Here is a 15,980-nt window from a genome sequence, read left to right as displayed (position 1 = left end):
TGTGGTGTTGAACCTTGACCGGCTTCACGGTGGAAGCAGCGGAAGCATCAGCAGCAACGCTGAAGCCAGCGGCAGTGGCGAACACGCCAGCAACCAGAGCAGCAAACAGTTTCTTCATTTCGGTAATCCTCGAAGGGAAATCGGACAACACAATCGGTGTTGATTGAGGCGGATTTAACCGTGTCGCGCGCCGGGGGTCGATGCATGCTTGGTAGCGACGTGTAACCGCATGTACGTACACGGGCTTTCTTGCTGTGATCAGCATCCGCTTGGCCGGGGTGCATAGGTTGCGTTTTACCCCGCCAAGCCCCTGCCAAGTACGGTCCCGCTAAAGACCCGGTGCTGCATTCAAAGCCGGTGACTTACACCAGCTTCGATACGTCGCGCAGCGCGACTGGCCAGGTCAGCACCACACGGGCGCCGCCCAGCGGGGCGTCTTCGATGCGGATGTCGCCGCCGTGCCCGCTCATCACCATGCGGGCGATGGTCAGGCCGAGGCCATAGCCGCCGGTGGCTTGATTGCGGCTGCCTTCCAGACGTTCGAACGGTTGCTGCAGGCGGCTGCGCGCCGCTTGCGGGATGCCGGGGCCGTTGTCATCCACGGCGATGCGCAGCCATCCCTCTCGCCATTCCAGCGAGACTTCCACCTGGCCGCGACCATAGCGCCGGGCATTGCTCACCAGATTGCCCAGTGCGCGGGAGAGGTAATAGCTATCTGCCTCCACCCACGGCGCCTTCACTTGGGTCTGGTTGTAAAGCGGGATGGCGTTGCCGCCGGTGGCCAGCTCGGTCAACTGGTTGCTGAGCCACGGCACGATTTCCAGCGGCTGCAATTCCATCTTGAAGCGCTGGTGTTCCAGGCGACGCAACGTCAGCCACTCTTCGACCAGCTGATCGATGTTTTCCAGATCCCGCTCGATGCCAGCAATTTGCGCCTCTGCCGCGGCGCCCGCCTTGAGGGCCTCAAGGCGATACCGCAGGCGGGCCAGCGGCGTGCGCACGTCATGTGAGATGGCGTCGATCATCGCTTGCCGGCTGCTGGATAGCTCTTCGACATCATGTGCCATGCGATTGAACGTCGCGCCCAGCGGCCCGAGTGGCGACCCCGCTCCCAGCGCGACCCGGGCAGAAAACTCACCCGCGCCGAATTTGCGACTTTGCCGCACCAGCGCCAGCAGATCGCGCCAGAACGGCCGCAACCACAGCCATGTTGGAATCCCCAGCGCCAGGCACATCAAGGCCAGCGCGATGATGTCCGGCCAGGAGATATTGTCGATCCGCTCCAGGAAGGGCACTGGCCCCAGCGTGACCATCAGTTCCGTATCCGGAATCCGGTGCAGATACAGGCCGCGGTCTTCCAGCAGGATGATGTCGCCATCGGCGAGCGAGCGTTTGTTGTCGGCGTTGAGGATGTAGGTATCGAGCGTTTCGATCTGCACCGGCACCGGCAGCTTGGCGCGCAAGCGCTTGATTTCATCGTGCCACAGCGATTGCGGCAGATCGCCCAGCTCGGATTCGACGATGCTGATGGTGGTCTGGAAGATATCGGACAAGTAATGCTCGTTGGTGCGTTCGAGCAATTGCTTGTAGATCGCACCGATCGCCAGCGAAGAGATCAGGAAGCTGACGACGACGGTGAAGTAGAACCTCAGAAAAATCTTGCGCATGGTTTCGACCTGCATTCGCCCGTGAGCTTTGTCATCGCGCCTTGCCGTACCAGACGTACTGTCTGCGGCGCTCTTTCGCGTTCACGGGCGAATGCAGGCCGAAACGCAGTGGGTTTTGATTATCTGCCGTAGCTGTTCCTGCGGCGCTTTTGCGACTCGCCTTCGCGTTCACGACCGAATGCAAAGCGGAATCTGTGTTGTGTATTTGGGAAGAATCTTATCGCGCCTTGCCGTACCAAACGTACTGTCTGCGGCGCTCTTTCGCGTTCACGGGCGAATGCAGGCCGAAACGCTTGCGGTGGTAGCAGGATGCAATGAGCTGAATTTGTAGATTGTAGGAGCGAGCTTGCTCGCGATTGTATTGCCTGACCTCGTTCCCGTAGCCCGGACGGCTAGCCGGCCGGGGCCGCTGCGGATCAAATTCCGGCCGGGGCCGCTGTCGATCAAGTCCTACCCACGGCCGCTGCGCATCAAATTCCGGCTGCAGAGACACTTGCGGTGGCGTCACCCCGGCCGGCAAAGCCGTCCGGGCTACGGGGAATCGGGAGCCGATCTGCTTCTACAAATACTGGAAAGGCGGCTTGGTGCTTATTCCTGCCACCAGATATCCGTCGCAAACAGATACCCCTTGTGGCGGATCGTCTTGATCTTGCGCGGCTCGTTCGGGTCGTCGCCCAGCTTTTTGCGCAAGCGTGAAATCGCCACGTCGATACTGCGATCCAGCCCGTCGTACTCGATGCCACGCAGGGTTTTCAGCAAATGATCGCGGCTCAGGATGTCGCCGGCGTGGCGGGCCAGCTCCCACAGCAGGTCGAAGTCGCCGGTGGAAAGATGCAGCGGCTCGTGCTGATAGGTGGCGGTGCGGTTGCGGACGTCGATCTGCAACTGGCCGAAATTGACGATCGATGTTGGCGCCGGTGCGGGGGCGGGCGAGGTCGGCGAGCCGGCTGTCTGGCGCAGGTGGGCGCGGATGCGGGCCAGCAATACCGCCGGCGGCGTGGTTTTCACCACGTAATCGTTCGCGCCGATCTCGAAGCCCAGAATCTGGTTCATATCGCTGTTGAGCGAGGTGAGGATCACGATCGGGCCGGTATAGAAGGTGCGCAACTCGCGGCAGATGGTCAGGCCATCCTTGCCCGGCAGCATCACATCCAGCAGCACCAGTTCGGGGGGGGATTCCCGGACTGACTCCACCACGCCGTTGCCGTCGAGACGGTGGTCGACCGTGAATTCGAACGAGCGCAAAAAGCCGCCGATCAGCTCGGCCAGCTCGGAATCATCTTCTACAAACAGGATGCGTTGCGACACTTAGTCCTCCCGGCAGGTCTGTGCCTGCGCAATCATTTCAGCGACGGATGCGGCCGGCTGCGCGAAATCGAAACGCTTGATGCGATTGTCTTGCAGCCAGTCCAGCCCGTAGGCATCAACGCCGAGCGGCTCGCCACGTTGACCGCCGACCGGTTGCGCCAGACAACTGGCCTCATCCTCGGTGCTGGGTTGCCAGCCTGAACCGAGCTCTGGCCCGGTCAACCAGCCCATCCGTCCAAAACCGGCAATATACCGCGCCCGCTCGATGTGCATCCGGTAAAGCGCAAAATCACCCAGTTGCAGATAACGCGCGGCATCCGGCTGGTAGCGCAGCAAGCGCGCCAGATTGGCCGCATCGTCGTCACGCTCCACCCGGCCCAACACCGTGAGCCGTGGCTGCGTTAGCACTGATCCGTCGATCGATTCATGCACCAGCAGACTGGCCCGAGCATCGGCGAGCAGGTTCTGCGTGTGCTCGGCCAACTGGCTGATCACGAACAGTGGCGAGCCATCCAGCGCGCAGGCATACGGCAGCAGCGACGCATGCGGATAGCCCGGCAGCACGGTCGATTGCGTCGCCAACGCGCCGTGACGACAACGGCGTAGCAACTGCTGAGCGGCAAGGGCGAGTTCGGTCATCGTGTAGCCATTGTGGATTGAGGTGGTGGATTGAGACTGCCGTCGATCATGACGCCGCCATTTTGAGTTGTTTCCAGTCCAGCCCAAAGCGGGCCAGGTATTTGCGCAAGCGGTCGGCATCGTTGGCTTGCTTCTTGTCTTGCCGGCTGGCGGCGAACAGGGTGCGCCCGGCTTCAGATAACGATTTGGCTTGCTGGCAGACGGCGATCACTGCTTCCAGTTGTAGCCGGTCGAACAGATCCAGGCTGGCGAGCGTGTCGGCATCCAGTACCTCATCAAGCGGGGAGGCATCCATCCCATCGCCCCAGCTCCCTTGCAAGCGGCCGATTTCCTCATCGACCACGTCCTCGGTGATGCGGCCGTGCTCAGCCAGCGTCGCCATACGCGTCACCGAGGCCGACAACTCGCGGAAATTGCCCGGCCAGCGGGCCTCGCTCGACGCCGCGAACACCAGATAGCGCCGCTTGGCCTCGACGTTGAAGCGCACCTGTTCGCCCTGTTCGCGAGCAAAGCGCGTCAATTCGAAATCGAGATTGGGCTCGATATCCTCGCCACGCGCCGCCAGCCCCGGCAATGCATACGTCCACAGGTTGATCCGCGCATACAAGTCTTCGCGAAAGCGCCCGTCCGCCACCCATTGCCGCAGATCGCGATGGGTGCCGGCGATGAGCTGGAAATCGCTGCTCACTTCCTTGTCGCTACCGAAAGGGAAGAAGCGTTTCTCCTCGATGGCCTTCAGCAGCATCGCCTGCTCATCCAGCCCCAGCTCGCCGATCTCATCCAGAAACAGCAAGCCGCCATCCGCCGCCCGCAGCAAACCGGCCCGCTCGGTCTGCGCACCAGTGAACGCACCCTTCACGTGGCCGAACAGCGCCGACATCGCGCTATCGCCACGTAGCGTGGCGCAGCTCACTTCCACGAACTGGCCGGTCAATTGATGGCGGGCCTTCTTCAATTCGTACACGCGACGAGCGAGGAAGGACTTGCCCGCGCCAGTCGGCCCGATCAGCAACATCGGCGCTTTCGATTTGGCCGCTACCTGCTCGATCTGCTCGATCATCCGGTTGAACGCCGCATTGCGCGTGGCGATGCCGGCCTTGAGGAAAGACACCGTTTCTTCGTGTTCGCGCTTGAAACGACCGGCGATCTGGTTGTAGCGCGATAGATCGAGATCGATCAGCGAATACGTGCCGGGCGTCTGCTGGCCTTCGCTCTTCTTGGGCGGCGAAGTCTGGATCAGCCGCGCCGGCAGGTAACGCGCCTCCGTCAGCAGGAACCAGCAAATCTGTGCCACGTGTGTGCCGGTGGTGATGTGCACGAGGTACTCCTCATGCTCGGTATCGAAGGCGTAGCCGCGGGCGAAGTCATGAAGCGCGGTATAGACCTCCTCGAAATCCCACGGGTTGGCGAGCGTCGTCTCCACCCGCCGCACTGTGGTTTCCGGCGACACCGTTTCGATATCCAGCCGCACCCGCTCCGCCAGCCCCCGGCTGCGTTCGTCGTGCAGCAACTCCAGCCGATGCACCACCAGATCGTCCTGCTGGCACAGACCCACCGTCGGCCGCCACTTCTCCCAACGCTGCTGGCCCCGGCCGGCGTAGTCGAGCACGGTGCCAAGAAAGCCGATGACGACGGTTTTCTTCATGCAGATGTATCCAAATTTATAAGTCTGGATATTTTAATCGCGTTTTATTGGCAATGTGGAAATGGTTTTGCGCATGGGGTCGGTATCGGAAAATGAATACTTTCCTTTTTATATCAATGGGATGTGCAACTGATTCACGCCCGGTCAAGCAGACTGGCACGACCTTCGCATAGAAGTAGGCGTCGCACAGAAGCAGTCAGGCTGCGGCTAAAGGAGAATGCAATGAAACCGTTCGTGTTGAGCGGCAAGCAAAAGCGGTCTGCCATCATGGCGCGCCGCAAGATCAGGCGGGAGCAGGCAAACACCGTCGCCCCGACACCTGTCGTACCGCGCCCGAAGGGCAGCGTCCTCGTGAACCCGGCGGCGCTGGCCGCGAACAACAGCTACGGCCAACCTGAATTCCTGCGCCGGGGTTACTACGAAGACCTGTGCTTTATTTGCCGTGATTGCGGCGCGAAACAAGTCTGGCTGGCATCGCAACAGCAATGGTGGTTCGAAACCGCCAAGGGCTATGTGTATTCAACTGCAGTGCGTTGCCTGAACTGCCGCCGTGAGCGTCGGCTGGCCGGCCAAAGAATTAGATAGGCAATTCGAAAATGAGAAATGACATGACACAAGATTTCAATACCCTCACCGTCGTAGACGGTGCCCCGATCAAGCTCTGGACCAACGGCGTGCCTGTCGAGCCGGCAGCGCAACAGCAACTGATGAACACCGCCAAGATGCCGTTCATCTTCAAGCACCTGGCCGTGATGCCGGACGTGCACTTGGGTAAAGGTTCGACCATCGGCAGCGTGATCCCCACTGAAGGCGCGATCATCCCGGCCGCTGTCGGGGTCGATATCGGCTGCGGAATGATGGCGGCCTGCACCACGCTCACCGCCAAAGACCTGCCGGATAATCTGGCCGGCCTGCGTAGCGCCATCGAAGCCGCCGTACCGCATGGCCGTACCCGTGGCCCACGGGATAAGGGATCGTGGAATACGCCGCCGGAAACCGTCGATGCCATGTGGGCCGAACTGGCCCCCGGCTTCAAGCGCATCACCGATAAGTACCCCAAGCTCAAGAACACCAATAACCACAAGCACTTGGGGACCTTGGGAACGGGGAATCACTTCATCGAGGTCTGTCTGGATGAAGCCGACCGCGTCTGGTTCATGCTGCACTCCGGGTCACGCGGGGTCGGGAATGCCATCGGTAACCTGTTCATCGAACTGGCCCAGGCCGATATGCGTCAGCACATCGCCAACCTGCCGGATCGCGATCTGGCCTACTTCGAAGAAGGTAGCCAGCACTTCGATGATTACGTCGAAGCCGTCGGTTGGGCGCAAGACTACGCTCGCCGGAACCGCGCCACCATGATGCAAAACGTCATCAACGCGGCGCGCAAGGTGATCACCAAACCGTTCGAGGCCAGCCTGGAAGCGGTGAATTGCCACCACAACTATGTGCAGAAGGAAACCCACTTCGGCCGTGAAGTGCTGGTTACGCGGAAAGGCGCGGTCTCGGCGCAAAAGGGCCAGCTGGGAATCATTCCGGGCTCGATGGGCGCGAAGAGCTTCATCGTGCGCGGGTTGGGGAATGAAGAGGCGTTCTGCTCTTGCAGCCACGGCGCGGGCCGGACGATGAGCCGGAACGAGGCCAAGCGTCGCTTCACCGTCGACGACCAGATTCGTGCTACGGCCGGGGTGGAGTGCCGGAAGGACGAGGACGTGATCGATGAAATTCCGATGGCGTACAAGGATATCGATGCGGTGATGGCGGCGCAGGCTTCGCTGGTGGAAGTGGTGCATACCTTGCGGCAGGTGGTGTGTGTGAAGGGTTAGGGAAATGGCCGAAGAAGCATTGAGGCAGGCCGCGCCCTCGTGCCGTTTGAGCATCAAGCTCGCCAGTCAGGCTCCCGTTGCAGTGCTGTTGCGGCGGGAGCCGACCGGTTGGGCGCAAATGATCAAATGGAACACTGCCAACGATACGTTCGAGTGTGGGCAATGGTTCAGGGGGCGCATCTACGCCGACATGAGCGATCTTTCGGACGACGGCGAGCTGTTGCTTTACGTCGCCCGCAAAGGCGGGGCGCGCACGCTGGCTGAAGTCGGCAGCGATACCTGGACGGCCTTGAGCCGGCCGCCGTTTTTTACCGCACTGGCTTTGTGGCCGCATGACGGTTTGTGCGGCGGCGGGATATTTACCGGGCATCGAGAGGTGCAGCTGGATATCCCTGCTACGAAGTTGCAAGCACATGCTGACCATTTGCCGCGAGGTGTCAGTGTGCAAACGCACGATGGCCCGCACGGTGTCTGGATGGCAGCGCAGAAGGCGTTGCGCAGTGATTGGCAATGCATTGCCAGTGAAGACGAGCATGACCCGTTAGGCGATTTCTCCCACCCAAAAACCGTTGGAAATGGCGCGATTCGCTTGTTGAGCCACGCCCGCAGCGAAAAACAACCACGGCGCGCAGCAAGAACGGTTGAGTCCTTCGTCGTCAGTAACGTGCACGGCGATACCGAAATCGGGGCTGCTGATTTTGCTGATTTCGATCAGCGGCAACGGTTGGTTTTCTCGCGCAACGGGCAATTGTTCGTCTGCGACCAACCATCCGCCGCAACGCTGGAATGGCGAATGTTGGCTGATTTTTCCGAAATGCGACCACAACGCGTGGAACCATCGAATTGGGCAAGGGATTGGCCCAGTTCTTGAACACAATGAATGGAACGAATGGGATTGGTGCAGGAGAAAAACAAAATGACCAATGAACGAATACTCAGCGCCCACCCGATCTCCGAAGAAATCCGTGCCCGCGTCCTGACCGAACTTGCCGCTATCGAACAACGTCACGACGTCAAAGTGCTGTTCGCCTGCGAATCCGGCAGTCGCGGCTGGGGTTTTGCCTCGCCGGATAGTGATTACGACGTGCGTTTCATCTACGTGCATCGGCTCGACTGGTATTTGCGCGTCGAGCCGCAGCGCGATGTGATCGAGTTACCGATTTCGGACGAGCTGGACGTCAGCGGCTGGGAATTGCGCAAGGCGCTTCAGCTCTTGCGCCGCTCGAATCCGACCTTGCTGGAGTGGCTCGATTCACCGGTGGTGTATCGACAAGACGCCGAGACGATCGCCGCTTTGCGTGCGCTTGCACCGCAATTCTTCTCGCCACTCAAAGGGCGGCATCACTATCTGGCGATGGCGAAGAAGAATTTCCGTGGCTATCTGCAGAGCGACACGGTGCGCTACAAGAAATACCTGTACGTATTGCGGCCATTGCTGGCGGTGAAATGGATCGATGCCGGGCTGGGCATGCCGCCGATGCGCTTTGCTGACTTGGTGGCGGGTACGCTGGATGACGTTGATTTGCTGGCCGAGATCAACGCCTTGCTGGCGCTGAAAATGCAGGCCAATGAATCGCAATATGGCCCGCGCCGGCCGCATATCCATGCGCTGATTGAGGCTGAACTGGCACGGGCGGAGTTTTGCCCGGATTACAAAAAGCCGGAAGGGGAGGCGGGGGCGTTGGATGCGTTTTTGCGGGAGACGGTGTTGGCATTTAAGCGCTGAGGTTTTAAGCCTCCCCCTTCTCTGAAGGGGGATTGAGGGGGATTTCGGCGACGTTGGATATTGGTATCGGCTGTGATTAGCGCCTATGCCGTCGAAATCCCCCCTAGCCCCCCTTCGAGGAAGGGGGGAATTAACAAGCAAGCCGCTTTGAGTGGTCAGATATAACAAATGAAGAACACAGCAAATACATTCCTCGAACTCGACGGCTCGCAAGGCGAAGGCGGTGGGCAAATCCTGCGCTCGGCGCTCACCTTGTCGATGATCACCGGCACGCCGTTCCGCATCGACCAGATCCGCGCCAAACGGCAAAAGCCGGGCTTGCTGCGTCAGCATCTGACGGCGGTACAGGCGGCAGCGCAGATCAGCGGGGCGACGGTGGAAGGCGCTGTGCCCGGCTCGCAAACGCTGACTTTTGCACCGGACAAGATTCGCGGCGGCGACTATCGCTTTGCCATTGGCACGGCCGGGAGTTGCACGCTGGTACTGCAAACGGTGTTGCCGGCGCTGTGGTTTGCCGATGCACCAGCCACGCTGACCGTGAGCGGTGGCACGCATAATCCGCTCGCGCCGCCGGCCGATTTCCTGATCCGCGCCTGGTTGCCCTTGATGCGGCAAATGGGCGTGACAACGCAAATCGAGCTGGTGCGGCACGGTTTTTATCCGGCGGGCGGGGGCGAGCTGGTGGCGCAGGTGGTGCCCTGTGCCGAGCTTGCGCCGCTGCATCTGCTGGCGCGGATCGGTACGCCCCGCGTTCGGGCTGAAGCGATTGTTGCGGCGGTGCCGACCGATGTCGCCCGGCGCGAGCTTGAGCGGTTGCAGTCGCAGCTGACGTGTGATCACGCCCGCATCCGCGAGCAGCCAGCGCGGGAAGGCCCCGGCAACGCCTTGTTGCTGGAAGTCGCGCACGACAACGTCACCGAGCTGTTCACGGCATTTGGCGAAAAGGGCATCCCGGCAGAGCGCGTGGCAGATCGGGTGGCGCATGAAGCGTGGCGTTACCTGCAAAGCACGGCGGTGGTGGGCGAACATCTGGCGGATCAGCTGACCTTGCCGTTGGCGCTGGCGGGTGGTGGCTCGTTTACGACCAACGCGGTATCCAGCCATCTGGAAACCAATCTGGCGGTGATCGCGAAATTCCTGCCGGTGGATGCGGTGATTGAGCAGCAGGGGGAGGCGTGCTGGCTGGTGCGCATCACCGGCTGATTCCAAACCGTAGGGCGCAATCCCCGTAGGGCATTGCGCCGAACCTGTAACGAGGGACTGCCATGCGGCGCATTACGGCCTGCAGCCTAATGCGCCCTACGGTTTGTTTTCTAGTTGACACAAGCGCGAATCGTTAAGCAATATCAACGTCATGAATTCCGCCCTGACCATTTCCTCCCGACGCACCCGCGCCGCCGCACGAGCCCGTAGCGGCCGTGGCGCGTTGTCTGGAGCATGCGCAGGGCCGGAAGTCGGGATGTAGCCACCAGGCCAAGCCCCCTTCCGCCAGCTTACCCAGACAAAGGGCCACGGTTTTTACCGTGGCCCTTTTCTTTTGTCCGTCGCCAACGCAATCACCCCCGAAGCATCAACCCCCAAAGTATCAATCCACTAAGGAGCCGCACCATGCAATCGCCTCACTCTGTCCTCATGAACACTGTCGTCCGCCCGGAAACCGTCTTCACGCGCGGTCGTGGCGCGTGGCTGTACGACGAGGTGGGTCTGGCGTATCTGGATTGGGTGCAAGGCTGGGCGGTGAATGCGCTGGGGCATTCGCCGGATATTGTGGCGGCGGCGTTGGCGCGGCAGGCCACGGCATTGGTCAACCCGAGCCCGGCGTATTACAACCGGCCGGCGCTCGATCTGGCGCGGCGGCTAGTGGACAACAGCGTGTTCGATCAGGCGTTCTTCGCCAGCTCCGGGGCGGAGGCGACCGAGGGGGCGATCAAGCTGGCACGGAAGTGGGGCCAGCTGAACAAGGGCGGCGCGTACGAGATCATCACCTTCGTGAACGGCTACCACGGCCGCACCATCGCTACGATGAGCGCCACCGGCAAGCCGGGTTGGGATGTGTATTACCCGCCGCAGGTGCCGGGTTTCCCCAAGGCGCGTTTCAATGATCTGGCGAGTGTGCAGGCGCTGATCGGCCCGCAAACGGTGGCGATCATGCTGGAGCCGGTGCAAGGCGAGGGCGGCGTGCACCCGGCCAGCGTCGCGTTCATGCAAGGCTTGCGTGCGCTATGTGATGAGCATGGTCTGCTGCTGATTCTGGATGAAGTGCAGACTGGTTGTGGTCGCACTGGCAGTCTGTTTGCCTACCAGCAATACGGCATCGAGCCGGACATCATGACCTTGGGCAAGGGGCTGGGCGCGGGCGTGCCGATCTCGGCCTTGCTCGCCAAACAGCATGCTTGCGTGTTCACACCCGGCGATCAGGGCGGCACGTTCTGCGGTGCGCCGTTGATGTGCGCGGTGGGCGTGGCGGTGTTCGATGTGTTGGCTGCGCCGGGATTCATCGAGAACGTTGTTGCGCGTGGCGAGCAGCTGGCTGCTGGCCTCAGGCAGCTGAGCGCGCGTTTTGGCCTGGGCGAAGTGCGCGGCAAAGGTTTGCTGGTGGCGCTGGAAGTGGGCAGCGACGACGCGCTGCAGATGGTTGAAACCGCTCGCGAACATGGTTTCCTGCTCAACGCCCCACGTGCGCATTGCCTGCGCTTCATGCCGCCGCTCAATAGCACGGCGGCGGAGATCGATCATGGATTGACGCTGCTGGGCAAGGTGCTGGCGGTGCATCGGTCGCAGCATGTGTCAGCCGCGTTGGCTGAGGCGGTTTAAAAAGAACCGCGGATTTTTGTCCCCTCTCCCACAAGTGTGAGAGGGGAGTTGACGCTACGCTTGTCGACCACGTATCCGTAGCCCGGACGGCTTGGCCGGCCGGGGCAGCTGACGTATTCAATCTCGGCCGAAGTGATATTTATCACGGTGTCACCCCGGCCGGCCAAGCCGTCCGGGCTACAGGTGCAAGGTAGGTTGAACTACACCTGCCGCCCCAGCGGCAAAGGCAACGGTGCCGGGCGTGCTGCTTGCAGGGCGATGCGGATCAGGGTGCGCGGCATGAAGCCGATCAATACGCCGTACAGCGCGGCCACGCAGAGGGCGAAGCTGGGCGTGGAAGCCAGTTCCGGCCGCATGCCCATCATCACTTCGGTCACGTATTTGGTGCTGAAAATCGCCAGCATCAACACCAGGGGCATCCAGCTGCCACGGCTGTAGACCAAGCCGGTGGTGCGGTCGAAATGAACCGTGCCCGGCCTGGTGGTGGCGATGATCAGCGTCACCGCCACCACAACGCCAGCCAGCCAAGTCGCCCACACCGCCAGCTGCCCACCGAAGTGGCCGATCATGCCCTGCAACGACAAGCACAACATGACGATGGGCAGGATGAACAGCTTGCGCAGCGGCGCCGTGCGGTCAGCCGTGGCTTGTAGGCCGCGATAAATCAGGAAGGCGAGCACCAGCCAGACCCAGACGGGCGTGTGCGAGATGATTTGGCTGAACATGTCGATGACCTCGTCGGCGTGGTTGATGCGAGCAATTTATGTGATTGGCATGCAACGGAGTATGCGTTGCGACGAGGTGCGGATAGCGCGGATGAGTTGCAGCGGAGGACGGTGAATGACATACCCTGTAGCCCTTGGGTAGGTTGGTTGAGCGCAGCGAAGCCCAGCATTGGCGCAATCTCTGGCACCCCATGTTGGGCTTCGCTGCGCTCAACGCCAACCTACGGGACGACGGTGAGTCACGCCGATGTGAGAGGAGAGCACACTACTTCCTCACCCCTCACCCCTCACCCCTCACCCCTCACCCCTCACCAATTAGTAAGCGTATTTATCATGTCAGCTACTTGCCATTACTCCCGTGGCAGGAAACGTACATTCATGACGGAGAAATGCGAGTGAACCTTGCTAGTGTCATAAAAAACATGAACTATCACTTAATTAGGGTGGTGCGCGACCTTGGGCTGCTGACGTAGCCGCCGCGTAGCCAGAATCAGCACTCGCATGGCCCGGTTCGCGTGCGTCAATAGAGCCAAGGCGGCAGAACGGCAATGCTTCAGTCAGGCAGTCTTCCAAATACCACCGCGAACCTCGCGTTCTACCGTCCGCTGTCGCCCGCCCGGGTGTGGTCGGATGGCCTTTCCTTTCATTGGTTGTTATTGCTGGGTGCCTGGCTGATTTCGGTCGTGGCCAGTGTCGGGTTGGGCGTGCTGGCGGTGAAAGGGCAGTGGTCGGGGTTGCCGCTGCATTTCGGCGGGGTCGATATCTACGTGTCGGTCTACCCGCCGCTGATGATCTGTACGCTCTGGGTGCTGTGGTTCGGCTTCTGGTGGGGCGCGATTCCGGCTTGGCTCGCGACCTTCGTGTTGTCGCTGTACTCCGGCATGCCAACCGGCTGGGCGGCGCTGTTCGCGCTGTCCAATCCCTTGGGCTTGGCGATTCTGGTGGTGGCGTATCGCGCCTTGCCGATCTCGTATGACCTGCGCTCGGTCAACTCACTGGTGTTCTTTGGGCTGCTGGCGTTCTTCAGCGCCGTATTCAGCGCTACCGGCTCCTTCATCTGGACCTTTACCAATTCGCTTGGCGTGCATGAGGCATTCGGCATCTGGCAGGGCTGGTGGGTCGGCAATTTCCTGCAGACCATCCTGCTGACCGGGGTGTTGATGGCCTTGGGCAGCCAGTTGATCTGCCGCTGGCGCGATCGGCAGTTCGCCAGTCACAGCATCAACCCGCTGGCGGAGCGCAAGTGGATCACGCTGGCGGTGATCACGTTGGTGGCGGGCGTTTATCTGTATCTGACGTTGTCGTTCTACCTCAGCCGCGGCGTGGCAACGCAGATCGGCCAGAAGGAAAGCATCGAGGGGTGGCGGCTGGCGTCCAAGATGATCGAGGCCTCGACCTCCGCCGTGTATTGGGTGATGGCGATCATGTTCTTTGCCATGTCCTTTCTCGGCTATCGCTACGTGATGTACTGGATGCACGCGCTGCAAAAGGCCGCGAGCGAGTCGGAGCACGCCAATCAGGCCAAGTCGGATTTCCTGGCGCGGATGAGCCACGAGATCCGCACGCCGATGAACGCCATCATCGGCATGGCCGGGCTGGCCTTGCAAAGTGAGCTGACACGCAAACAGCGTGACTATCTGGAAAAAATCCGCCTTTCGGCCGATGTGCTGCTGGACATCGTCAACGACGTGCTGGATTTCTCCAAGATCGAGGCCGGCAAGCTGCAGCTGGAACACGTCGATTTCAATCTGCAGGACGTATTCGGCAAATTGGGCGATCTGGTTGGCCTGAAATCGGAAAGCAAGAATCTGGAACTGGTGTTCGATATCGCCGCCGATGTGCCGCGCATGCTCAACGGCGATGCCATGCGGCTGGGGCAGGTGTTGCTCAACTTGACCAATAACGCGATCAAGTTCACCGAACATGGCGAGGTCATCATTCTGGTGACGGTCGCCCAGCGTGAAGATGACAAGGTGCGCTTGCTGTTCGCGGTGGCCGATTCGGGCATCGGTATTTCCTCCGAACAACGCGGCCGCTTGTTCCAGGCGTTTGCGCAGGCCGATGAAACCATCACTCGCCGTTATGGCGGCACCGGACTGGGCCTCGCGATCTGCAAGCAGCTGATCGAATCCATGGGCGGCAAGATCTGGGTCGATAGCGAGCCCGGTTTCGGCAGCTGCTTCAATTTCACCATTGAGCTCGATGTGATCGACAATGCGCCCGCCTGTGACCGGGATGGGGTCTGGCTGGGCAAGCGGATGCTGGTGGTCGACGACAACGCCATGGCCCGGGCCACGCTGTACGGCCTGCTGCGGCGCTTTGGCTGCCGCGTCGAAGTGGCGGATTCCGCCGAGGCCGCCATCGGTCTGTTGCTGCATGAAACGGAACGCGCGGCGCCGTTCGATATGGTGCTGATCGATTGGCAGCTGGCGCGGCCCAACGCCACGCTGGCGGCGGCCCCCGCGATGGATGGCGGCGAGCTGGCCCGGCAAATCCGCCTCGACCCCTTGCTCGGCAGCATGCCGCTGGTGATGCTGGGTACGGTCGGGCACCGTGATGCGATTCGCCGCAAGATGCATGACATCGAACCGGATGCCATTCTGCTCAAGCCAACGACCGAGGCGTTGTTGCAAGAGGCGCTCGATACCGCCTTCACCGGTGCCGGGCTCGAATCGCCGGAGCGGACGTTGTCCGAGACGGCCAGTACCAGTTCGGCCGAGGCGAACCTGCGCGGTGCGCGCATCCTGCTGGTGGAAGACAACGCCATCAACCGGCAGATCGCCCAGGAGCTGCTCGATATCGCCGGGGCGGAAGTCGATACCGCCGAAAACGGCCTGCAGGCGATCCGCAAACTGCAGCAAAACCACTACGACGCAGTGCTGATGGACATCCACATGCCGCTGATGGACGGGCTGACCGCCACCCGCCACATCCGCGCCAAGGACGAGCTGCGCGATCTGCCCATCATCGCCATGACCGCCCACGCACTGGCGGGCGACCGCGAGCAGTGCATCGGGGCCGGCATGAACGACTATCTGGCCAAGCCATTCCGCGCCACCGAGTTGCACAACACGCTGGCACGCTGGATCGATCGCCGCCCCGCCGTCGGTGTCACCGACCCGATCCGCGCGGCGACCGAACCGCTGGCCCCATCATTGCCGCCCGCCGCCAATCCGTGGCCGACCTTGCCCGGCATGGATCTCGCGGCCGGTTGCGAGCAGGTCGGGCTCAGCGCCGGACGCTATCTCAATATCCTGTTCAATTTCCTGCACAACCACGCCGATACCGCACAGACGATCGAGCTGGCCTATGCGGCTGGTCAGCGCAATGAAGTGCAGCGGTTGGCGCATTCGCTCAAATCAGTCGGCCGCTATATCTGCGCACCGGCCCTGACCCGCAGTGCGGAAGCGCTGGAAGCGACCGCTGCGCAGGCCGATGCCGACTGCGCAGAAGGGATCGACGCCGTGCGGGCCGCGCTGGAAGAAGTCATGGCATCGCTCAGGCAACTGGAGGCCGCTCCCCCCGCCGGCATGGTGGAAGGCGGTCTGCAACAGCAAGCCGGCAAACGGGGATGAGTGGTGGGGGCGAGGTTCGCCGTCACGAACGCCGAGCGCCGGGTTCAATAGCAAG

General features: G+C 61.4%; 12 protein-coding genes. 7 read left to right on the top strand and 5 right to left on the bottom strand.

Annotation, left to right across the window (positions count from 1 at the left end; translation table 11 throughout):
• Positions 1–362 precede the first annotated feature (362 nt).
• The 4 genes from BR41_RS21830 to rtcR all read right to left on the bottom strand — a co-directional run bounded on the left by BR41_RS21830 (position 363) and on the right by rtcR (position 5,259).
• Positions 363–1,667 (bottom strand): ATP-binding protein, encoded by a 1,305-nt coding sequence (locus tag BR41_RS21830; protein ID WP_169741352.1) that lies wholly within the window; start codon positions 1,665–1,667, stop codon positions 363–365.
• 588 nt (positions 1,668–2,255) lie between these two features.
• Complete coding sequence (gene rstA / locus BR41_RS21825; RefSeq protein WP_035061582.1) at positions 2,256–2,975, bottom strand: two-component system response regulator RstA; 720 nt, start codon at positions 2,973–2,975, stop codon at positions 2,256–2,258.
• Positions 2,976–3,614 (bottom strand): HugZ family pyridoxamine 5'-phosphate oxidase, encoded by a 639-nt coding sequence (locus tag BR41_RS21820; RefSeq protein ID WP_035061579.1) that lies wholly within the window; start codon positions 3,612–3,614, stop codon positions 2,976–2,978.
• Between the two features lie 46 nt (positions 3,615–3,660).
• On the bottom strand, positions 3,661–5,259 hold the full coding sequence (rtcR, locus tag BR41_RS21815; protein WP_035061577.1) for an RNA repair transcriptional activator RtcR: 1,599 nt from the start codon (positions 5,257–5,259) through the stop codon (positions 3,661–3,663).
• Between the two features lie 222 nt (positions 5,260–5,481).
• Here rtcR and BR41_RS21810 point away from each other — a divergent pair, with 222 nt between their 5' ends.
• The 6 genes from BR41_RS21810 (at position 5,482) to BR41_RS21785 (ending at position 11,625) form a co-directional block, all read left to right on the top strand.
• Positions 5,482–5,844 carry a zinc-ribbon domain containing protein gene (locus BR41_RS21810; protein ID WP_245616038.1) on the top strand — a complete coding sequence of 121 codons (363 nt, stop codon included), beginning with the start codon at positions 5,482–5,484 and terminating at the stop codon, positions 5,842–5,844.
• Positions 5,845–5,867: 23 nt separating this feature from the next.
• Positions 5,868–7,085: an RtcB family protein gene (locus tag BR41_RS21805; protein WP_156970872.1), complete on the top strand. Its 1,218-nt coding sequence runs from the start codon at positions 5,868–5,870 to the stop codon at positions 7,083–7,085.
• Positions 7,086–7,089: 4 nt separating this feature from the next.
• Positions 7,090–7,956, top strand: a complete 867-nt coding sequence (locus tag BR41_RS23360) for a hypothetical protein (protein WP_051711609.1) — start codon at positions 7,090–7,092, stop codon at positions 7,954–7,956.
• 45 nt (positions 7,957–8,001) lie between these two features.
• Complete coding sequence (locus BR41_RS21795; protein WP_035061688.1) at positions 8,002–8,811, top strand: nucleotidyltransferase domain-containing protein; 810 nt, start codon at positions 8,002–8,004, stop codon at positions 8,809–8,811.
• Between the two features lie 168 nt (positions 8,812–8,979).
• A complete protein-coding gene (gene rtcA / locus BR41_RS21790; RefSeq protein WP_035061571.1) occupies positions 8,980–10,014 on the top strand; it encodes an RNA 3'-terminal phosphate cyclase in 1,035 nt (344 codons plus the stop codon).
• A 405-nt stretch (positions 10,015–10,419) separates the two neighbouring features.
• Positions 10,420–11,625, top strand: coding sequence for an acetylornithine transaminase (locus BR41_RS21785; protein WP_051711605.1), 1,206 nt, complete (start codon positions 10,420–10,422; stop codon positions 11,623–11,625).
• A gap of 200 nt (positions 11,626–11,825) precedes the next feature.
• On the opposite strand, the gene BR41_RS21780 is transcribed toward BR41_RS21785, so the two are convergent.
• Positions 11,826–12,350: a DUF6622 family protein gene (locus BR41_RS21780; protein WP_051711603.1), complete on the bottom strand. Its 525-nt coding sequence runs from the start codon at positions 12,348–12,350 to the stop codon at positions 11,826–11,828.
• 548 nt (positions 12,351–12,898) lie between these two features.
• Between BR41_RS21780 and BR41_RS23355 the strand changes: the two genes are divergently transcribed.
• Entirely contained in the window at positions 12,899–15,925 is a 3,027-nt protein-coding gene (locus BR41_RS23355) for a response regulator (protein WP_051711600.1), read from the top strand.
• The last annotated feature ends 55 nt before the right edge of the window (positions 15,926–15,980 follow it).

Origin of the sequence: Andreprevotia chitinilytica DSM 18519 (genome assembly GCF_000711875.1) — a bacterium.
GTDB classification, from domain to species: Bacteria; Pseudomonadota; Gammaproteobacteria; order Burkholderiales; family Chitinibacteraceae; genus Andreprevotia; species Andreprevotia chitinilytica.
The sequence above is the reverse complement of the archived record's forward strand: the minus strand, read 5'-3'. Positions and strand labels throughout refer to the sequence as shown.